Source organism: Stenotrophomonas sp. SBJS02 (assembly GCF_020428325.2).
Lineage (GTDB): Bacteria > Pseudomonadota > Gammaproteobacteria > Xanthomonadales > Xanthomonadaceae > Stenotrophomonas > Stenotrophomonas africana.
In genome coordinates this window covers 1,365,442-1,384,304 of record NZ_CP109812.1, presented here as the reverse complement: position 1 = coordinate 1,384,304, position 18,863 = coordinate 1,365,442, and the positions used below count along the sequence as shown (strand labels likewise).

The window sequence follows — 18,863 nt, the reverse complement described above, 5'->3', positions numbered from 1 at the left end:
AAGCTTCGGATCTCCAAAACCGACCGGAGGCAATGCCCTCGCACCAAGCGTGCTTTTCAGAAGGCAGGTGGCTTGGCCACCTGCGGCGGCTTCTGGGCTCTTCGCTGTTGTGCCTCGAAGTCAAACCCCAGCCAAGGTTTTCCACATCGCCTTGCCCTGGGCTTCGTGAACCGATGCGTATTGCTGTGGATCCCAGCTGGTCCCGGTCAGCAGCAGCCCCAGCTCTGCCACGATGGCCTGACAGCGATCGCCAAAAGCCAAGACCTCATTGAAGGTCAACCCAAGCGTGTTGATGTCAAACGCGCCAGGCTCCTCGTCCAGCTTGCGCATTTCCAGGTGGGCGTGGTGCTTGTCCCGGAGCGTTTTGATCTTCTCAGCCACTGGGTCGGCCATCAAGAGCGCCATAGCAGCGGAGACCTTTTCCCAGCCACTATCGAAGCGCGAGTAGTTCTCGTCCCGATCGCTCTGTCTGAACTTCTCCTGGAAAACAGCCGTGCTTTCGGGCGGCAGGTCACTGATCGGTTCATCGTGGAAGTGATCGAACATGTGCCCGTAGCGCTCCCGGTAGTGCTCCTTGATGGCTGGATCTGCTTGCAGCTTTCTCCACAGGTTGGTCAGGCTACCCGACCTGGGATCGTTATCCAGAAAAAGCCGTGACTGATCGCGCACCAGGTCTTGTCCAAGAAGCGGCGCCAGGTGGTTCCAGGCATTGGCACCCGGCGTCTTGTCCAGCTTGGCTTTCAGCCCTGCCTGAATCTCGGGGTCTTGAATGAGTGGGGACAGAATGTGCCGGCGCTCGTCGAGGATGTGGCACTCCTGCGTGAGCACCCGAACGAATCCATCGATTTGGCGAATACGTTGTTCCAGTTCCTGAGGCTTCATTTTTGCTCCGCCTCCAGCGGCACCTGCTGGAACCGCACCTGCAGCCGCTTGATGAGCGCCCGGGTTTCCACGTTCGGAGCGCGCGTGCACACCAGCACCGCCTCCCCGTTGGGCACGTGGCGGATCGCCTTCTGCTCGGCCCGGAGAACGGCGCGGTATTTCACCGCTTGATAGACGCCTCGCTGGAGCTCGTCCTCCGAGCACTTGCTGGTTTTAACTTCCACCGCCAGGCGATGTCTTCCGTTATCGAAATGCGCGTCCAGTCGGTCACCCGAGCTCAACAACTTCTCGTTGCTCCCCGTGGGGAAGCTCCCAAAGTCCACGAACTCTTCGGGATGGCTGGCCACCCACGCCTTCAACGCTTTGTGCTCATCGCTTTCTGGCCTGCCACCCTCCTGGACTTTAGGAAGGGGAAGAGGCGCATCCGCTGCCACCTCTTCAACCGCCCCGGCGGACGGGGTCAGCATGGTAGCTCCCAGAGCGTGGGCGACCCGGTCCCAATTGGGATAGGTGAAAACGTCTTCCATCGCCTCTCGCAAGTGCGCGCGGCGCTCTTCCTCGGTGTCCAACTTCTTGCCCGCGAAGTAGGCCGGCGAAATAGTTATGGCACCCTCGCCAGGGTGTTTCGTGTTCTTGTTGACGACGATTGCATGGAGGGGTGGGATGGGCTCCTTCCACTGCTCGCTCAACCACTGGAGCGCTTGGGCCACTCCCCCGGCGACGGTGCCGTAGAGGTCCTTGCGGGGTTTGATCTCGTGTCCGAAGGTGTCGTGCAGCTCTTGGGCCAGGTCGCTGTAGGAATGAGCTTCGCCCTCCTGCGCCCACCGGATGAGGATCGGCAACGCGTCAGGGATAACCCGGCTTCGCCAGGGCGTGCGTGCAAACTCCACCTTCGACCAATCAAACTTTTCCATCCCCTACCCCTCCCCTGTCATCCCACCATGGTAGCGGCGGGACCAGCACGGGAAAACGATGAAGGCCGGTGTCCTGCCCCCTCCGTTCTCAATCCTCGTTGGGCAGCATGATGGTGACCACCGGCTCCAGGGCGTCCCCGGGCCCGCACAGTGCTTTCAAGGTGACAAGGCGATGGGTCAACCGCGTCAGGCCAGACCCGGCCTCCGGGTGGGCTTCGTTCGACAACCAGTCGCCGGCATCCGGCAGGGCCACGTGGAGCTGGTAGTGGATCTCCGAACCGTTGCCCTGTTGCCGCTTGATGGCGACGTGGAGCATGAAAAGCACATCCCAGAGCCGGCCGTCCACCGACTGGCCGCGCAGTTCCAACCCTCTGGGCACTTCGACGTAGCGTGCCCACGCAGCGCGGGTGATGGCCACGGGCAACTTGAAACCGGCTTCTTTGGCCACGTCGGACACGTCCACCAGGACGCCGTCGTCGATCGCCTGGGCGCGGGTGTAGGAATGGATAAGGTCGAATTCGTCAAACATGGAGCGCACCTCGCTGGTGAGTAATGGCCCGGTCCAGGGCATCCGGTCCGGATGTCCTGGAATGGAAAACCCACCGCCCCACCGCTCGGCGCGGTCAAGGGAGGAAATGGAAGGGCTGGCGCGGCCCGCAGCGGAGCGAGGACACGGGCCCTGGAATGACCCTTGACCGGAGAGCCGGGCGATGGGGCCGCGCGGAGCGCAAGGGGCTTGAATGGCGTGCCGCCGGCGGCACACCGGGTTGAACTTGGGGAGGCCGTCAGGCCTGCGTGCAGGTCAGAGGGACCCGGTCCATCCAGGCGCTCTGTCCTGCCGATGCTTGAGCGGTGAGCGGGCCAAGGCCCTGGACAAACGTCAGGCGTGCAAGCTCGACGTCGTTCTGGGGCCAGTAGGGACCATCCGGCGAAAACACGAAGTGGTCCCCTTGAAGGGCCCCGCAGGTGGTGCAATGGTGGGCCAAGTAGGTTTGCCCGGACGTCCGGGTGGCGTCGAAGCGAAGCCAGGGCGCGTGGCCCGCCACGAAAGCGGCAGTGTTCTCGTCCAAACGCTCGATGTAGCGCAACACGGCACCCTCCCCCTGATCCACCAGGCCCTCGTCGTCGTGCTCCTCGAACGAGGGCACCCAGATCGCGGCGGTGGGCGTCGGCGCGTGGCAGAAATGGCACTCGGTGTGGCCGAGCAGCAGGCCGTAGGCCGGGGCTTGAAGGGTGGATGGAGCGGCAGCGTGGGTCATGAAACCATTTTGCCCTGCCAGGGTGTCAGCCGGTGAGACCAGCACGCGTTGAATCATGGGTGTTTCGGAGCGTAATTCGCTGTGAACCCAGCCACGCCAGAGCGTGCCCCGCTGTGAACCCAGCCACGCCATTTGCTTGTATTCGTCTTTGCTGAGCAACTTGGACACCCCCAACCACTGCACCAGGTGGTAGTGCGCGATCGTTCGCGGGTAGCGCTGAATCCCCTCGTGCAACAGTTTTGGCAGGTAACACACAGAACCATCGCGGCGCTCGTATGCGTAATAGCGGTGGCGGGCGGCACGCGTGGTCATGGCGTTTCCCTCAGTGCGCCCAAAGGGCACGATCGATGCAGCGTTCAAGGCGCTGGGCCAACCAAAGGCTGAAAGGAAGGGCGATGGGGGCGGCGATGGCGAGAAGAGAAAGGGTCATGTCGGCGGTTCCAGTCGGTGGGAAGAGCGTTGCGTTCTTCCTGATCCCAAGGTAGATCGCCCTGGAAATTTGTCCACGGTTGTAGTGGACAAAATCTTGACTAAAAGTAAAAACTGCGGAGCTAAGGCCGCAGTTATTCCTAACATCACTTCTCGCGCCGAAGGCGTCACCTGCTCTTTTCCACCACTGCTTCTACAGATGCCGGCGCGCAGCGACCGGTGGCGGCGTTGGGCGTTTGGCTCTACAGCCTTGCCCGCTTTGCACTGACACCTCCCCGGGCTGCCCATGCCTGCTTCAGGTGGACCGCGCGTTGTTCGGCTTCCACCGTGGCCACCACGTGCGGCATCGCCGCCTTCAGCGATGGCGTGTTCCAGAACGGGCTGCCCCGGTGAGGGTTGCCGCCCAGCCGCAACAGCAGCAACGCCGTCTGCTCAAGTCGGCTGCGCTCGTCGGCGTCGTCGCTCAACTGGTAGTCCGCCGCCAGCTTTTCCAGCGGGCGCTCGCACCAGTGGTTCCTCTCTTGAGGGTGCGCACCAGCTTGCAGGAGGGCTTCGACGATGCGGGGCCAGGCAAGTGCGGAATGGAGCGCAGGACCTTCGTTGAGGCGCCATGCGTTGGGGTTGGCGCCCTGCCGCAGGGCCTGTAGAGCGCGGAAAAGACTTCCATCGACGCACGCGTGAATCAGCTCAGCGCTCGGACTTCCTGGCGGTGGTGGGCGGCGGTCACCCATGGCGGCTGCCCCGAACCTGGTTCCGAAGCAGATGTCCTTGGACGTAGTCCCGGATGATCTGGCGCACCGCTTCTGCGGTGGAAATCCCCGCGTTCACCGCGCCCTGCTCCACCGCCTCCAAGACGCTGCGCTGCAGCGGAAGGTAGGCCAGGCGCACGTCCCTCTCCCCACCCAGCCGACGCTTGCTCAGTGCGTAAGGGTGGGCGGCATACATGGCGAGCACTTGGCGCACGGCTTCGTTTCGGGTGACCTGCGCGCGCGCGGCGGCCGCCTGCAAGCGCTCCAAATCACGGGAGTAGCCCCGGGAGGACGGAAGGGTGACAAGTTTTGGGGAAGGGACAGGTTGAAGCACGTCGCGCTCCGGCTTAGGACGCCGCGTCCAACGGCTTGGCGGCCGCCTCTCGGACCACCGCGATGGCACGCCAACGGTTGATCGCAGCGCCGGCGAAATACAGGGCGTCCACCAGTTCTTGCGCGGCCCCCTTCTCAAGCAGGGCCCGGTTGCAGGAGGCGAACCCTGCAAGGATTCCGTAGCGGTCCGCGTCGTCTTTGGCTTTGTTCATGGCTTCCGCAATTTGAACGTTCATGTCGAATCTCCTGATTTTTGCTGGTGGGTGATCGGCGGTTACAGACGCACGCGCTGACGAGGAGCTTCCAGGACAGCCGCCGGAGCTTCGCTGTGCGCCTCTTGCCGTGGGTTCCAGACCTGCCCACCGATGACCATGCTCGGGCCGCCTGCAGCAGGAAGGACCTGCGAAAGCCTGGCTTGCTTCGCTGCGGCGTTGATCGCACGCACGGTGCCCTCTTCCATGCCTTTGGCTTCGTAGATCACCTGCCCCTCCAGGTGATCCCCCGCTTCATCCACAAGGGCGGCAAGGGTTCGACCGAACTTCGACTTTGGTCCTTGGTTGCGAGCATCGGCGTCCCAACGCTCGATCACTTCGAACGTCTTCTCATGACGATGGCCAGACTTGTTGAGTTCTTGGAGCACCGCTTCGGCGTCTTTCACGTTGAAGCGAATGGCGGAGAGCTTCACCGGGTGCGCGTAGCCACCGCCACTCGAAGCCGATTGCGTGATGGCGACCGCTTGGTTGCCGTCGCTGACGAGGTGATGAATTTTCATGTCGATTTCCTTGATGGTTCCCGGAAGGCGCGATTGCCTATCCACAAACTCAAGGTAGATCGCCCCATGATTTTGTCCACTGCTTGAGTGGACAAAACTTTGACTAAAAGCAAAAACTGCGGAACTAAGGCCGCAGTTATTCCTAACATCACTTCTCGCGCCGAAGGCGTCATCCGCGCTTCTTCCATCGCCGCTTTCCAGAAACCTGCGCGAAGCGACCGGCGGTTGGTTTTTTGCACAAAAAAGGCCCCTCGCGGGGCCTCAAAGGACATGAATTGTTCTTACGCGATCAGTTTTTGTCAGCACGCCTTACTCCGCGCACTCCACGCCGATCCATTCTTCATCGAACCATTCGTCCAGCGTCGCCAGGTCCTTGACCTTGCAATTGGTGCCGTAATCCGACCCTTCCATGTCGAACACCACCTCATAAAGGAGCTGCCCGTCCTCTTGGCGCTCCACGTTGACGGAGACGGTTTGGTCAGCCAACAGCTCGTCGTCTTCGCATCCCAGCTCTGCCGAATTGCGGTTCAGCAGGAAAGCCAGCAGCGCGTCTTCAACGGAAGGCTGGAACGCGGGATAGAGATAGCCCGCCGCGCCGGTCGAAAAGGTATACCCAGACAACTGGTCAAACAAAGTGCTGGCAGCGGCATGCGCAGCTTCGTGAGCTTCCTTGATGGTGATGGTGTCGTTTGTGATGAGCATCGCGTGGTTCATGGCGAGATCCTTGTTTGTCGGTTGGCACGATTGCCTTCCCATGTATCCAAGGTAGATCACCATAAAAATTTGTCCACGGTTTCGGTGGACAAAATCTTGACTAAAAGCAAAAACTGCGGAGCTAAGGCCGCAGTTATTCCTAACATCACTTCTCGCGCCGAAGGCGTCATCTGCTCTTTTCCCACCACCGCTTTTACAGAAGCCGGCGCGAAGCGACCGGCGGTGGCTCTGGGCTTTGTTCTTTGAAAAAAAAAAAGGCCCCCTCGCGGGGCCCCAAAGGACATGGACTGATCTTACAGGCTGGTGGAGCGCCAGAGCTTGCCTGCGATGCCACCCACGATCAGCGCCACGGGCATGAGCGCCGTCAGAGCCATCGGGGGCACGGAGGTGAAGAAGTTTCGCTCGCCCTCTTCCAGGCCCGGGTAGAGCAGGCCCACGGCAACGCTGACCAGCTGCAGGGCAACGACGAAGAGCAAGCCCACCAGGGCGCCCTTTCCAAAGCCACCTTTGCGCGGCGAAACCGGGAGCCCGCTGGCCCTAGCCGCGCGCACGCGGGCCGCGCGCCAGTTCAACACGTAGAGCAGGAGCAGCAAGAGCAGCACGGCTGCCCCACCAGCGGCCGCCAGGCCGGCCTCCCAGCCGTAGCCCATGTTCTCGCCGATCTCTTGGGCTCCGGCAAGAAACAGCAGGCCTGCACCACCGAGGATGACGGTGCCCGGTGCCAGCAAGCCCCACTGCATGTGACCGCCGGGGGTGTGGTGAGCGTTGTAAGACATGGGACCTCCTTGAAGTGGTGTTCCCTCAATGCATAGCGCGATTCCGCGCCTTGGCAAGGTCAGCCCTTCTTCTGGGCTCCGACCGGCACCCAGCCTGTGGGTTGCTTCTCAAAGATGAAGTCGTAAGCCGACGGCACGGGAACGGGATCGGGCTTCAACTGCTGCCCGCCCTGGAACCCGACCACGTCCAGCGTTCCACCGGTCACGCACGTGGCCCGCTGGGGACCACTGGAGGTGCAATCCGCGGTGAGGTCTTTCCAACCCCAAACCTCGATTCGTTGGCCCATTTCGCTGGAAAGGTTGGCGTTGGCATGCGCCTCGTAAGCGTGGGCGACTTGTTCGATGGTGGGCAAATCCGCCTTGCTGCTGCAGGCGGCCAAGCCTGCGGTGATCAGGGCGAGGGAAACGTGGGTTGCTTTCATGCCGGTGCTCCTTGCGTATGGGTTAAATCAACGTCGATGGTTTCGTCGCGGTATCCGAGCCGAACCCTCTCTATCGTCACGTCCATCTTCGGCACCGTGCCCTCCACCCAGACCCGGTTGACGGAGAACACCACCAGATCGTCTCGGTAGCTGCGACCTTGTCGCGCCAAGTTGGCGGCCTCTTGGGCGCCCACTCGGATGAGCAGGTGGAAGCGGCCGGCGTTGGGTGGGCTGGACACCCCCGTGGAGGTGCGGTGAACCCACGGCACAAAGCCCTTGCCGGTGACGCTTTGTCCCGCCGCGGACACCTGAGGCATCGGGATGAATCCTTCCAGCACGCCACGGTCGGCCCGATAGGCGACATCGCCCAGGGCTTGGAACGTGGGACGAACGGCAAACCGTCGGATGGCCTTGAAGCGCTGCAGGCGCGCGTCGAAAGCCGGGCCATAACGGCGCTCGATGGCAGCCGGATCATCGCCTGAGATGCCGTTGGCGCCCTGGGCCTTCGTGTCCATCAGCCACCATTGCCTCAGGCACCATTGGCGCTTGTCGGCGTCGATGCGATAGGACGAATGGGCCATGGCGAGCAGCTGCATGTCGCAAGTGTCCACGCCGCCACCACCCACAGCCGTCACCCCGGCCCGCAGGTGCTGAGCCCCTTCCAAGACGTCCTGATCCAGGTCCCAGTAGGTCCCGGTCGGCTCGACGTAAGGGCTCCTTGCCCTATCACTGACCACCTTGGGCGTGCCTTGGATGGCTCGGCCGATTTGGCGAAGCAGATCCGATCCAGTCCCCGATTGCGCCTGCGCTCCAGCCGCCGCAGTCAGGGCAAACGCCCCGGTCAGCACGGCCCTTCTAACTCCCTTCATGGAACCCCCTGTTCCCACCAATGGATTTGGGATCTTGCAGCCAACTTACGCGACACGTAGAGTCTACCCGGGGCGTAGCCTCTGGGTCATCCTGTCCGCATGCCTGCATTGCATCCGTTCAGCCCGTGACCGCCGCCCCGCCCGCTCCCCGAGCCGTGGTGGCCGCGCGTCTGCGCCAAGCCCGCGTCCTGCGGGGCTTGAGCCAGCGCGAAGTCGGAGTGCGGATGGGGATGGACAAGGACACGGCGTCGGCCCGAATCTCTCGGTATGAATCCGAGGGCATGTCGATCAGCTTGGAAGCCCTCTTCGAGCTGGCCCAAGCCTTGGAGGTGCCCCCAGCCTATCTTTTGGCGACCAGCCCAGCGATGGCCGATGCGATCTTGGCTTTGGGCGAGCAGAGCGCGGCTCAGCAGGAACGGTTTGCCGAACTGCTGGGCGTTTTGGGTGAGCTGTCGGCGAAGAAGCGCAACGCACTCATCGAAAAAGTGTTGTCGCCCACCAAGGACTAGGGCATCGGCGAACAAGGACGAATCGACCCCATGTGGACATGGATCACCAACCTTTGGCGCGGCAAGCGGACGGAGCCCACCCGGTCCCCTGTTGCCATGACGACGCTGATCGAACTGAACATGCTGGAGCTCAACGCAGCGGAGGCCAGCAGCCGCGCTGCACTGGACCCACCGGGGCATGAAGCAGCACTCCTTGAGAGATTCAAGGCATCGGCCCAGCTTGTCCTCAACGAAAAGCCTCCGTCCGACGCAGCAGACTCAACCTGGGAATCCCTTGGTCAGAAGGCACGCCGCCTAAACCGAGGATTCGCAGACCTCCGATTGCAACTCTCCCCGCCAGCGATCGTTGGTGGGGATAGAGAGCCGCGCGACAATGCGCGTCCGATCCTTTAAGGCGGCCAGGCCAGCTCTTCCATGCGAGCTTTCCTCCGTTGCATGTAGTGCAACATCCCGCTGGCGCACTGCTCAACAACGGGGCTTTCCTCAAAGGCCCCAACCCCAACCGCTGTCAGTGCTGCAATGACGCACAAGTTGGTGGTGGCCACCGCGTTGACGGTGGTCTGAAAAAGAATGGCTGCCGGCACGTGCGCCCCGATCTTCCCATTGGGATCTTGATACATCACCCGAATGGCCTTCCCGCCATGGACCAGTCCGCAAAGAGGGTCCCACGAATTGGTCACCGTCCGAGCCAGCTTCTGAGGCTCATCGTCCTGCCCGATGCGTGCAATGGCCTGCTCCACGTCCGCGGCCAGGTCTTTGAGGGCAATAGTCACCCACTTTCCTTTCTCGTTCTTCTTTCGGGGGCCGCGATCTTCCTGGAGAAAGTCCTCCAGCTGTTCGTCGTCGGCAAGGAACTGGACAAACACCGCCCGCAGGAATTGCTCAATCTGGGAGCGGTGCATTGCCAAGGCCACCGCTGGAAGATCGATGGGATGGGTTTCCAGGAGGAACAGCAACGCACGCCCGTAGTCCATCGAGGCCCTCAACAGCTGGAAGGTCACCCGGTGGCGCTCGCTGCCGGCGGGAACAGTGATGCGGGCCATGCAGGACATGTTCGATTCCAGGCTGGCCTTGGCTTCTCTGGCCTCCTGTGCGATGTCCAACGCCGTGGGCTGGCGCTTGGCAGCACGAGCGTCCAGCGCCGATTGAATGCCGCGGCTCAACGGGTCTTCCTTCATGCCATCGCCTCTTGGCGTTTCTTTGCCTGCTGGCGCGGCTTCAAGGCATCTGTCGCCACCTGCCTGGGATCGGCCAACCACAAAGGCCCCACCTCGGGGAACAGTCGGAGCATGAGGGGATCCCAGGACCGGTGGGGCGCAAAGGTGGTCTCCCCCCGGGCCAAACTGGTCAGCACGCCTTTCATCTTTGCCTGGAGCTTTCCGGTGCGATCTTGGGACACGACCGTCTTCAATTGGTGGTGTGCACGGAGCATGCAACGGTAGAACCACAAGCTCTTGGGCCAGATTTTGTGGGCGTGGTGGCCCAACTCGGCCAGCGTTTCAAAGCCAATGCCCATCGGCCGCCCTTGGCCGTGCTTGATCGAATAGCCAATCACCAGCAGTCGGTCCAAATCAGGGGCTTCCTTAGCATAGGCCGGCAGCGTGATCCCCACCGGGGAGAACAAGCGGCGCAAGTCTTCCCAACGGCGATCGCGCTCCTTGTAGTCGGTGATCTCTCCCCGCAGCAGGGCCACGTAGAAGGTTTCGAAAGCCTCTCGCCGATGGCTCCAGACCTGCTCCTCCTGCCAAGCCATTCGATCCTTTTCTGCTTGGGCTTTGTGCCCTTCGTAGTCGAAGGCGTAGGCCCGAGGGATGCCCCGGCTACACGTGTCGAACGTGAGATCGTCGAAGCAAACCTCCCGCCGCACCTCCACGTCGCGGATCGTGCCGCCCTCCAGGCGGGGCTCCAGCCAAACGCCTTCCAAGCAAAAGCGGCCCTCACGCTGGGAGCGGGCCACGGTGGCGGGGGTAACCCGAAACGCGTTGCGGTTGTTGGCGAAGAACAGGTCGTCTTCGGACAGTCGAAACTGATCCAGATCCAGGTCCTTGAACAGCCACAGCATGCGCCCCCCGTTCTTTCGGTAATGCCGCATCCGCTCGGCGATGACGTGAACGAAGGTGGTGGAGAGTTGAATCTCGATGGCCCACCGCTGGCCGTCCCGCTGCGTCTGCACGTCGGGCTGGCGCCACTTCACGCCCTCGATGTCCCACCAGCGTTCTTCCAACTTGGTCTCCTGGAAAGACGGATCAGCGTCCAGGCTGTCCCTCACCCACCCCTTGAACGCCTTGTGGAGCGCGCCCTCCTTACACAGCCCAAACCGGCGCGCCCGGATGGCTTGGGGCGAATGTCCCTTGCGCCCGGTGCAGGTTTCGCGGTGGCGAGCCGTGAGGAGATCGAAGTAGAAGCGGAACTCGGTTCGGGCGCGGATGGCTTTGGACCTCACGCCCATGGCGTCCTTGCAATAGGGGCACTTGAACCGAGGTGCGCCGTCGAGCACCTCCAGTTCGGCCGCCAGCCGCCCATCCCGGACGACCTCTCCGTAATCCCGGCCTTCCATGAACGCCTCCAACGTCAAGCACTCGCCCCCCTCCCGATCCCAGACCAAATCGTGGGATCGCTTCGCAGCTGGCACGTAAAGGACGGTTTTCTCCATGAAGCCACTTTATCCCGGCCCCGTCTCGCCAGGTGAGACGGTATGCCACCGGTGCCTTGACCTTTCTTGATCCCTTGGTTTCGCCAATACCCACCCCCATTCCATTTTGGACAGGGACGTCCTGTCTGACAGGGGGAAAACCAAATGTTGAAGTTCTACACCAAGGATCCAGCAGGCCTTCTCCAGAAGTTCAAGGCGAAGCTCAAGGCCAAACAAGGCCAGGACAGCATTCAGACGTGGGAGCAGGTGGGGGAGAACTTTGGGCACACTTCCGAACGCTGGAAAGGCAAGCTGGCGTTAAAGGCAACCATCAATGCGGACGCTACGGAACCCAATCTGACCTTTACGGTGGCATCAATGGCAAAAGGCACCCAGGAAGAACAGCAGATCTTCTACGCCTACTACCACGGCCACCTGCTGCAAACGTTTGTAGACCACTTGGGCGAGCACTTCTCCGCGGCTCGGTATGCCGACACGCGCGGCAAGTGATCCACACAGAGGCCCCTCTTACAGGGGCCTCTGAATTGCCTCTGGTTCCGGTGCTTCTCGCCTTTTCAGGCCATCGTTCAACAGCCACCTCACCAACTCGCTGGCATGCAGCCCCTCCCGGGCAGCCACTTCTTCCAGCCGGTCTTTCATCTCCTGTGGCACGCGAACGGCCATCTGCACGTAAGGTGGCCGGCTCACGTGGACAGCCTCGCCAAGGTGAGCACCCACGCCAACGCCAAACCGGCCAGGATTTGGGCACGCATGCGGTAACGCACACGAAGCGCCCCGCTGGCGTGCCGGGCGTTGACCCAATGGATACCGGCTAGGCCCAGGACGGCTGCCAGCACCGCGCCCACAGTGGTCATGCCAGCGCCCCGGCCATGGTGGCCAAGACGAACCACTGTCCAGCGATGAGGCCGTAGCCGATGAGCAATCCCTCCAAGCCCGCCCAGCGCTGGCCCGGGGTGCGCAGCAAGGCCGCGCTGTCGTTGAGCAAGGACCACCCGGAGAGGATGGACAGCCACTCAAAATCAATGGTCATAGCGGTCATAGATCGAGCCCTCCCCTCCAGCGGAATTGATGGTGGAGGGCAACATGACCTCCTCGTTTTTCACGCGTCCGAACACGCTGGCAAACACGTCCATCAGCGAGGTGCTTTGGGCCGCGTCCCGTTCGGCCTGGCGCGCATACTCGTCCAACCCAGACGGGACAACCTGGCGTGCGCCGTTGACGGCGCCGCGCAACCCGCTGGCGTTGGGCATGCTCGCCCCAAAGGTGCGGTTCCACGTGTCGGAAAACCGGTCCAAGCCGTCCATGCCCATAAACAGCAATCGCGCCAGCACCAGGACAACCACGGCGTTGACGACAAGCCGCGTCGTCAGTCTGAATCCAATGAACATCTTCCCCCCTTTCGTTTCGTTGGTCGGTGTCAGACGCACGCATCGCGAACGCCATACGTTTGGGATACACCGGCACGCGAAACCCACAAGGGGGTTATTTTGACTAAAGCTAAAAATTGGGAGAAAAGCCCAATCACGCTGCAGGCGCGGCTGCACTTGCCCGTCAGCCGGCGCTCGACTGGGGCATTGCGTTGAACGGTCCGAGTGACCAAATTGGCAGGGCTAAATCGGGCCCAAGTCTTTGACCACCGCCTGGCCAGGCTTCAAAAAGCCCAATAGCAACCGTCCGCCGGCGACGGTCCGCCCCATGCTGGCGTTGAGGTATCGAGCCTGGAGCTGCGCTGCCACCAGCAGGTCCTGGGTGGCCATGCTGGCGATCGCCGGGCTCACGGCCTGCTGCTGTACAGTTCAGACGCAGATGCATGGTTGTTCGATCAAGGCTTGCAAGCCAGTGGAGCTGGGGCTGAAGTTCATGGAAAGCTTGCCGATAAACCTGTAACAAGGTAAATGAGGCGAGAAGCCAAGCGAAGCGATGGCGCGTTTCAGATCGGGGGTTGCTTTGAGCGTTCGAGAAAATCGGCTTCGCTACGTCTTGACCGTAATAGGAGCCACGGCGGCGTGCGTCTTGGCGATGCTCGCGGTCGCCCAAGCCATCCTCTACGTGCGTGACAAGGAAGGGGCGGAGGCAGTGGCGGAAGCCGCGGTGACGCGCTCGGAGGCTTTATCCCTTGCAAGGCGCGTCGCGGCCGAACAAGCCTCTCGCATTGGACAGCCGCCTTGCTCCGCCACCGACATTGACTCACTGAAAGAGATCGCGTTCCGCTCCAGCTACATGAACGACATCGGTCGCATCCGAGACGGACGCCTTGTCTGCAGCGCTCTCCTGGGGGCGCTCGCGCCCCTACACCCTCCCCGCCCCACGCTTCTCCAGCGGCGCTGTCCGGCTTTGGCACGCATCGGATCTCGTTGGCTCCCCCTACACCGGGTCCAATCTGATCGCCCAAGGCGACACATTCACCGTGTCCTCCCCGTCTGCCTTCGAGAGCTTGGACCCTGCGCGCAGCAGCTCCATCAGCATCGAAACGAAGGACCGATCGTTTACATTCCGCACCTTGTCCCCGACCAGCCGCGTCGGCACCCCGTCTCTCGTCCAAGCTCAACATTGCAGCCGGGTGGCCGACGTTTGCGCGTTCGTTACCAGCCCTAGGCACGTGGTGTCCGAACTGCCCTCGGCGTTGCTCACCACCATCCTGTCAGCGGGTGCCTCGGTAGGGCTTTTGCTCGCGTTCTTGCTGATCAAACACCAAATCACGGCTCGGCAAACCATCCAGCAACGGTTGGTGCTTGCACTGAAGCGCAGCGAGATCGAACTGGCCTACCAGCCACTGCGTCGAATTGGCACGCGGGAGCTCGTGGGATTTGAAGCGCTCAGCCGCTGGCGCCCGCCGGGAGACGATGAAATCCCGCCGGCCATCTTCGTGCCCATCGCCCACCGATTCGGCCTGAGTCCTGATCTTTTTCGATACGTGCTGGCCCGTGCCATGAATGATCTCGCCCCCGCGCTGAGGGAGCATAGGAACCTCTACGTAAGCATCAATGCCGAGCCCGTGGACATGGCCCAAGAGTGCGTCGTTCGCTACATCGGCAGCGTCACCAACGATTTTGGCGTGTTGCCAGAGCAAATTCGCATCGAGATCACCGAGCGGGAAGAACTCGTGTCCGCTGCCGCAAAGAGCAACATGCAGGCCCTCTCAGTTCTGGGATACCGGTTCTTGATCGACGACTTCGGGACCGGCAGCGCCAACTTCTCCCGCCTCGCCCAATCGCCGTTTCGAGGAATCAAGATCGATCGCATGTTCGTGGCCGCTATCAACGAGGACTCCCCCCTGCGGCCCGTTTTGCCAGGGATGTATCGCATCGCACGTGAGCTTGGGCTGGATGTCATCGCAGAAGGCGTCGAATCAGAGGCGCAAGATTTGCTGCTCTACCGGATTGCTCCAGAGGCTATTGGCCAAGGGTGGCACTATGGCTGCCCTCTCTCAACCAAAGACGCGCTTGCCGCCATCCAAGTTGGGTAGCCCTCGCGCACGGGTCGACCCGAGCGCGTTCACTGGCGCTTGACGTTCGCCCTAGCAAGATGTCCGTGCGTCCGATGGACGCGACAATCGTGAAAATCTCCGCTATGGCGCTGACCCCAGTTGGCGCCGCCGAACCCAACGGGGTGACTCCCCCTCCCCTAGGTGACGCCCCGGCAGTTCAGGGCATCGTCGTGATCGGCCCCCCTAGCAGGCGGCCTCTTTAGGGCAACGCGCGACACACACCCTCAGCAGTGGTCCGCAACCGACTGGCCGCCGGTCTGGCCTTTTGCTGGTTAACGAACTGGCTCAGCGCTTTCCAACAGCGCCGCTCGGTTACTTCCCTGTGCCTAAGGCTGTCGCCGTGCAGCCCGCCTCTTTATCATGCTCCTGCGACGGCAATAGAGGGATCGGACAGCGGTATCTGGCGTGCGGACTGCGCGGACGACCCCGTAGATGAATTCTTCAGAATCCAATTGTCTCATCTGGTTCCGGTGGGGTTGTCGCGGTGCATCATATGCATTCCGCTCTGTTCAGCTTTTTGTTCATCTTCATGCCCAACATTGGACGTTTCTTCATCGATCAGGTTGAGGGTGTGCGGCGGGCCGACGGCTCGCTCTTGCAGGTCACGCGGATCAGTTGCGCTTGTCTGGAATGCGGCCGCCAACTGCGATTGGTTCCAGGGCATGGCCTGCTGGACTTGGACGGCGCCGCCGTGCTCACTTGCCCGCTCTGTGACAACCGCTAGGCGGTGGCACGCGCGAGGTTGGAAAAGCTTTGCCCCCAACCTAACCACCCGCGCATGGCGAGTCTTGATTGAAGAGTGGACCGCTGTGTGCTGGCCCGAAAGGGCCGATTGACGGTGCAGTCAAGCGGAACGCTCACCGGTTTCCAACGCTTGAGCTTGGGGCCACCCTGCTGCCAGACCGCGATTCGGTGGCCAGCCAATGGAGGAGGGGTATGCACAAGGCTGAGACGGAGGCGTTGGTCAAGTTGGAGCTCCGCCTGAGCGAGTGCGAGAGGCGCCTGCCCAACGCTGAGGGCGAAACCAATGCCTTGGAGTATGCGGTCAGGGCTTTGGTGGCCAGTTCTGCCAATCCCACCGCGGTGCGCCTTGCATGGGCCCACCTGATGCCCATGATCGTCGACATCCATGTGCCTCCCCAGCCAACGCTCCAATGCGGACTTTCTGCTTGGCTTGCGTCATGGACTGAGGTCCGTGGCCGAGCAAATCGACGCTTTGCCCTGCCCCCTAGAGACCTCCCAGATCGAGAACGGTTGCTTGGCCCTTTGAGAGAATTGCTGCCAACAGACGACCGCCCGCTAATGGCCGCTCGCTGTCGCCGTTGAGGTAAGCGGCTTGCAAGCGTCCTGCTGCCATCAACTCCGCCCGTCCCATGCCTGCTGGCTGATTCCGCAAGGGCTCTCCTGGCGACGCCAAGCCTCCCACCAGCGCTTGGACCACGGCGGGACGGCCATCTTCGGACTTTGCATAAGCGGTGGCAACCATGCGCTGGGCGTGCGCCGACCAGCCGCCCAAAACCAACTCGGTGTGCATAGCGCTGATGGGTATGCCAGCGGCTGCCGCCGCGCTCACGTAGTTTGGCCAGAGGCGATCAATCACGCCGCCAAGCTCGCCGGACAGCCGCTCTATCGTGAAGTCTGCTCGAAAACTGGCTTGGAGACAGAGCTCGTAGATTCTTAGGAAGAACTGGGCCGACCCACGCGTGGCCAAGACGGCGTTGTGCTGAGGCAGCAGAAGCAACTTGGCGCCCTCTGAGTGCGCCCCGGTTTGAGCATCTTGCGCAAGGGTATCGACGGTCACAGCCAAGTGATCGGCACTCAGCAACACGTTCAAAATGCTCATCTGCCGTCCTTGGGATCCATTCCGTCGATTGAACCTTCCAACGCCAATTCAGCCATAGGGGTTGTTGAGAATCTCAGACGCAATCCGCTCTCCCGCGTCCAACGCATGGAGGCACGACGACGCTTTGATGCTCAAATCCGAGCGCCCTCCCACGCCGTGGACCTCGACAGCGAGAAGAACCCAACGGCTTTCACTGAGCCGCCAGATCTCGGAGGTGTAAACGTGCTCTCCCACCGACAAGGTGACCCGTTCTAAATCTTTGCCCGGCTTGGAAGTACCCATGGCCCTCGAACCCTGACTGTTCAAAAGCAGTGTGCACGCGAACGCCGCTGGCCTCAACTGATCGCCTTCCTGCGACGCGGGGAGTCACACTCAAGCGAAATGCCCCCCGATGGATCAGACCCAGTCCTCATTGGATGCCGGCGATGTGACCGTGACCTGCCCAACCTGGGGTGGCCGTCATGGCGTTGAAAGGGCGGGACATAGTGAGGGGGCCGCGCCCACCGCGTTCGGGGCATCTCCGGCCGACTCCACCGCTGAAATGGGCCCGATCTGCAGCAGAGCCAAGGCCGCCAAGCACGCCTGCCGACTGGCGAACGTCTCCCGGGGAGCCATCAAAACATGCCCGCGTGGCGCCACCAGCCGCCAGCGCCAACCTTCCGCCCCGGTGATCCCGGCCCAAAATCCCACCCGGTGGTATACCTCAACGTACATAGCTGCCTTGCGTGATCAATCTGCGATGCTAGCGCGATCGAACCGAGCTCGGCCTATCTTCCGGCCGGGCGTTTAACTCGTCTTTTGAACAACGCGCTCAGGCGTGCGTCGCTAGAGCCTGCTCCGGCCCCGGGACGCCCCGGCTCACAGGCTCATCCAGCAGGTTTGAGCCCCCAGGACGTCCGGGAAGAGACCGCAACAATTGACTCACCCTGTGGACGCTTCCTCCCCTACCCCCCTCCGCACCCAGCACGTAGAGAACCCGCCCCTCAAACTGGGCGGATACCAGCTCAAGCCCCTCCACGTCTGCCAACTTCTTCGTCAGAAGAGCTCGCCACGACGCGGGCGGTTCGGATTCAAATTCGACGATCACCGCGGTATCACCGCACTCCAGCGGCATGATTTCGACGCGAAGGGCGTGGGGCGACGCTGCCGGCAAATCGGGGGCGGATCGGGCCATAGTGGGAGTGTCCAGGCGGGAGGGGTGGGGATTGAGTATCCAGCCCTCGCGGCAAAACCGCGTCAAGGCGCGACGGCGCCCTCGCCTTCCCGTGATTGCCGTCATCACAGGGATGCACCAGCGCTTTACTCCCAGTCCTGCATGATTCCTCGAATTTTTGATCAACCAGGTTTGCTATGACTGCCTCTCGTACCCTCGCATCCTTCTTGTAGAGCACGACGTCGCCATCCGCGAATCGATGCAGGACGTTCTCAAAGACAGCGGCTATGACATCACTGCGGTCGGAGACGCTGAAGCGGCTGTGGAGCGCTTGGCGCAGCAACCCGCCTTCGATCTCCTCATCTCCGACGTGGGCCTGCCGGGGATGAACGGGCACGATCTCGCCAAGCACGCCATGGCACGCCACCCTTCCGTGACGGTCCTGCTGGTCACCGGTCACGGGGGCGTTCCCGGCGCAGACCCACACTTCCTCGAAAACGACGTTATGCTGCTCAAGGAGCTTTCACGCTGCTGGAGTTGCTGGGAACGGTTCGTTCGACGCTTTGACGGCTTCCAGCAACAACTCGGTCACTCTTCTTTCCAACTCCCCCGCGGCGAACGGCTTGGTGAGTATCTCCATGCCAGACTCAAGCTGGCCGGCTCCTACCGCGACGCTTGCTGCATAGCCGGTGATGAATAACACCGGCGTGTCGGACGGCGCTGCCGGCCCGCGTCCGCCACCTGCCGCCCATTGAGCGAGCCCGTCAGGCCCACGTCCGTAATCAGCAAATCAAAGTGCTTTTCGCTGGCATGCACAGTGAGGGCGTCGCTGCCGTTTGCAGCCGCCTTCACGCGGTGGCCCAAACTGCTCAGCACCTCTTTCACCAGCGTGCGCATGGCGGTCTCGTCTTCTACCAGAAGGACCGAGCGACCAGGCGACGTGGCTGGGGGAAGCGCGGGCGTTTCCTGGATTCGGTCATCGGTATCAGCCGTGCTTTGCGGCAAATAAAGGTGCATCGTGGTTCCCACCCCAGGGATGGAGTCAACCGCCACCTGACCGCCGGATTGGCGCGTGAATACGTAGATCGGCAAGCCCCAC

General features: G+C 62.0%; 27 protein-coding genes. 5 read left to right on the top strand and 22 right to left on the bottom strand.

The window, feature by feature from the left end; translation table 11 throughout:
* Window positions 1-120: 120 nt before the first annotated feature.
* From FQS62_RS06595 to FQS62_RS06535, 13 genes are all read right to left on the bottom strand, one after another.
* Window positions 121-882: an AbiU2 domain-containing protein gene (locus FQS62_RS06595; protein ID WP_080354593.1), complete on the bottom strand. Its 762-nt coding sequence runs from the start codon at window positions 880-882 to the stop codon at window positions 121-123.
* Entirely contained in the window at window positions 879-1,796 is a 918-nt protein-coding gene (locus FQS62_RS06590) for a hypothetical protein (protein ID WP_049419584.1), read from the bottom strand. Before FQS62_RS06590 ends, FQS62_RS06595 begins: the two co-directional genes overlap by 4 nt.
* A gap of 88 nt (window positions 1,797-1,884) precedes the next feature.
* Window positions 1,885-2,325: a DUF6573 family protein gene (locus FQS62_RS06585; protein WP_088475648.1), complete on the bottom strand. Its 441-nt coding sequence runs from the start codon at window positions 2,323-2,325 to the stop codon at window positions 1,885-1,887.
* A gap of 256 nt (window positions 2,326-2,581) precedes the next feature.
* The gene (locus FQS62_RS06580; RefSeq protein ID WP_226053561.1) at window positions 2,582-3,367 is read right to left on the bottom strand and encodes a hypothetical protein; all 786 of its coding nucleotides are present in this window, start codon (window positions 3,365-3,367) and stop codon (window positions 2,582-2,584) included.
* A gap of 359 nt (window positions 3,368-3,726) precedes the next feature.
* Window positions 3,727-4,215: an ankyrin repeat domain-containing protein gene (locus FQS62_RS06575; protein WP_099547440.1), complete on the bottom strand. Its 489-nt coding sequence runs from the start codon at window positions 4,213-4,215 to the stop codon at window positions 3,727-3,729.
* Window positions 4,208-4,492, bottom strand: a complete 285-nt coding sequence (locus tag FQS62_RS06570) for a hypothetical protein (protein ID WP_088475617.1) — start codon at window positions 4,490-4,492, stop codon at window positions 4,208-4,210. The genes FQS62_RS06575 and FQS62_RS06570 overlap by 8 nt, the downstream gene beginning before the upstream one ends.
* A gap of 88 nt (window positions 4,493-4,580) precedes the next feature.
* Window positions 4,581-4,802, bottom strand: coding sequence for a hypothetical protein (locus tag FQS62_RS06565; protein WP_024956690.1), 222 nt, complete (start codon window positions 4,800-4,802; stop codon window positions 4,581-4,583).
* A 38-nt stretch (window positions 4,803-4,840) separates the two neighbouring features.
* Entirely contained in the window at window positions 4,841-5,338 is a 498-nt protein-coding gene (locus FQS62_RS06560) for a hypothetical protein (RefSeq protein ID WP_049400425.1), read from the bottom strand.
* On the bottom strand, window positions 5,335-5,610 hold the full coding sequence (locus FQS62_RS06555) for a hypothetical protein (RefSeq protein ID WP_141098915.1): 276 nt from the start codon (window positions 5,608-5,610) through the stop codon (window positions 5,335-5,337). Before FQS62_RS06555 ends, FQS62_RS06560 begins: the two co-directional genes overlap by 4 nt.
* 37 nt (window positions 5,611-5,647) lie before the next feature.
* Complete coding sequence (locus FQS62_RS06550) at window positions 5,648-6,052, bottom strand: hypothetical protein (RefSeq protein WP_088475618.1); 405 nt, start codon at window positions 6,050-6,052, stop codon at window positions 5,648-5,650.
* Window positions 6,053-6,345: 293 nt separating this feature from the next.
* Window positions 6,346-6,828 (bottom strand): hypothetical protein, encoded by a 483-nt coding sequence (locus FQS62_RS06545; RefSeq protein ID WP_024956693.1) that lies wholly within the window; start codon window positions 6,826-6,828, stop codon window positions 6,346-6,348.
* A 59-nt stretch (window positions 6,829-6,887) separates the two neighbouring features.
* Window positions 6,888-7,250 (bottom strand): hypothetical protein, encoded by a 363-nt coding sequence (locus FQS62_RS06540; protein ID WP_046272117.1) that lies wholly within the window; start codon window positions 7,248-7,250, stop codon window positions 6,888-6,890.
* A complete protein-coding gene (locus FQS62_RS06535; RefSeq protein ID WP_187143982.1) occupies window positions 7,247-7,846 on the bottom strand; it encodes a hypothetical protein in 600 nt (199 codons plus the stop codon). Before FQS62_RS06535 ends, FQS62_RS06540 begins: the two co-directional genes overlap by 4 nt.
* Before the next feature lie 431 nt (window positions 7,847-8,277).
* Between FQS62_RS06535 and FQS62_RS06530 the strand changes: the two genes are divergently transcribed.
* Both FQS62_RS06530 and FQS62_RS06525 read left to right on the top strand, forming a co-directional pair.
* Window positions 8,278-8,628, top strand: coding sequence for a helix-turn-helix domain-containing protein (locus FQS62_RS06530; RefSeq protein ID WP_076738325.1), 351 nt, complete (start codon window positions 8,278-8,280; stop codon window positions 8,626-8,628).
* Window positions 8,629-8,724: 96 nt separating this feature from the next.
* Complete coding sequence (locus tag FQS62_RS06525) at window positions 8,725-9,021, top strand: hypothetical protein (RefSeq protein ID WP_141098928.1); 297 nt, start codon at window positions 8,725-8,727, stop codon at window positions 9,019-9,021.
* Here the strand turns inward: FQS62_RS06525 and FQS62_RS06520 are convergent.
* Window positions 9,018-9,806, bottom strand: a complete 789-nt coding sequence (locus tag FQS62_RS06520) for a DUF6988 family protein (RefSeq protein WP_088475658.1) — start codon at window positions 9,804-9,806, stop codon at window positions 9,018-9,020. The genes FQS62_RS06525 and FQS62_RS06520 overlap by 4 nt on opposite strands.
* On the bottom strand, window positions 9,803-11,281 hold the full coding sequence (locus FQS62_RS06515; RefSeq protein WP_208043158.1) for a competence protein CoiA family protein: 1,479 nt from the start codon (window positions 11,279-11,281) through the stop codon (window positions 9,803-9,805). Before FQS62_RS06515 ends, FQS62_RS06520 begins: the two co-directional genes overlap by 4 nt.
* Before the next feature lie 144 nt (window positions 11,282-11,425).
* On the opposite strand from FQS62_RS06515, the gene FQS62_RS06510 reads away from it, so the two are divergent.
* Window positions 11,426-11,770: a hypothetical protein gene (locus tag FQS62_RS06510; RefSeq protein WP_088475660.1), complete on the top strand. Its 345-nt coding sequence runs from the start codon at window positions 11,426-11,428 to the stop codon at window positions 11,768-11,770.
* A 361-nt stretch (window positions 11,771-12,131) separates the two neighbouring features.
* On the opposite strand, the gene FQS62_RS06505 is transcribed toward FQS62_RS06510, so the two are convergent.
* The 3 genes from FQS62_RS06505 to FQS62_RS06495 all read right to left on the bottom strand — a co-directional run bounded on the left by FQS62_RS06505 (window position 12,132) and on the right by FQS62_RS06495 (window position 13,059).
* On the bottom strand, window positions 12,132-12,311 hold the full coding sequence (locus tag FQS62_RS06505) for a hypothetical protein (protein WP_046272123.1): 180 nt from the start codon (window positions 12,309-12,311) through the stop codon (window positions 12,132-12,134).
* Window positions 12,301-12,669, bottom strand: coding sequence for a hypothetical protein (locus FQS62_RS06500; protein WP_046272124.1), 369 nt, complete (start codon window positions 12,667-12,669; stop codon window positions 12,301-12,303). Before FQS62_RS06500 ends, FQS62_RS06505 begins: the two co-directional genes overlap by 11 nt.
* A gap of 222 nt (window positions 12,670-12,891) precedes the next feature.
* Window positions 12,892-13,059 carry a hypothetical protein gene (locus FQS62_RS06495; protein WP_153643641.1) on the bottom strand — a complete coding sequence of 56 codons (168 nt, stop codon included), beginning with the start codon at window positions 13,057-13,059 and terminating at the stop codon, window positions 12,892-12,894.
* A gap of 824 nt (window positions 13,060-13,883) precedes the next feature.
* Between FQS62_RS06495 and FQS62_RS06490 the strand changes: the two genes are divergently transcribed.
* Window positions 13,884-14,747: an EAL domain-containing protein gene (locus FQS62_RS06490; protein WP_208043156.1), complete on the top strand. Its 864-nt coding sequence runs from the start codon at window positions 13,884-13,886 to the stop codon at window positions 14,745-14,747.
* Between the two features lie 478 nt (window positions 14,748-15,225).
* Here the strand turns inward: FQS62_RS06490 and FQS62_RS06485 are convergent, their stop codons facing one another.
* The 3 genes from FQS62_RS06485 to FQS62_RS06475 form a co-directional block, all read right to left on the bottom strand.
* Window positions 15,226-15,432 (bottom strand): hypothetical protein, encoded by a 207-nt coding sequence (locus tag FQS62_RS06485; protein WP_153643642.1) that lies wholly within the window; start codon window positions 15,430-15,432, stop codon window positions 15,226-15,228.
* 564 nt (window positions 15,433-15,996) lie between these two features.
* On the bottom strand, window positions 15,997-16,611 hold the full coding sequence (locus tag FQS62_RS06480) for a hypothetical protein (RefSeq protein ID WP_032971128.1): 615 nt from the start codon (window positions 16,609-16,611) through the stop codon (window positions 15,997-15,999).
* 48 nt (window positions 16,612-16,659) lie between these two features.
* Window positions 16,660-16,893 carry a hypothetical protein gene (locus FQS62_RS06475; RefSeq protein WP_106468504.1) on the bottom strand — a complete coding sequence of 78 codons (234 nt, stop codon included), beginning with the start codon at window positions 16,891-16,893 and terminating at the stop codon, window positions 16,660-16,662.
* Window positions 16,894-17,942: 1,049 nt separating this feature from the next.
* Here FQS62_RS06475 and FQS62_RS06470 point away from each other — a divergent pair.
* Window positions 17,943-18,464 carry a response regulator gene (locus FQS62_RS06470; protein WP_050559897.1) on the top strand — a complete coding sequence of 174 codons (522 nt, stop codon included), beginning with the start codon at window positions 17,943-17,945 and terminating at the stop codon, window positions 18,462-18,464.
* Here the strand turns inward: FQS62_RS06470 and FQS62_RS06465 are convergent.
* Window positions 18,428-18,856, bottom strand: a complete 429-nt coding sequence (locus tag FQS62_RS06465; RefSeq protein WP_065427813.1) for a response regulator — start codon at window positions 18,854-18,856, stop codon at window positions 18,428-18,430. The two genes, FQS62_RS06470 and FQS62_RS06465, sit on opposite strands and share 37 nt — an antisense overlap.
* Between the last annotated feature and the right edge of the window lie 7 nt (window positions 18,857-18,863).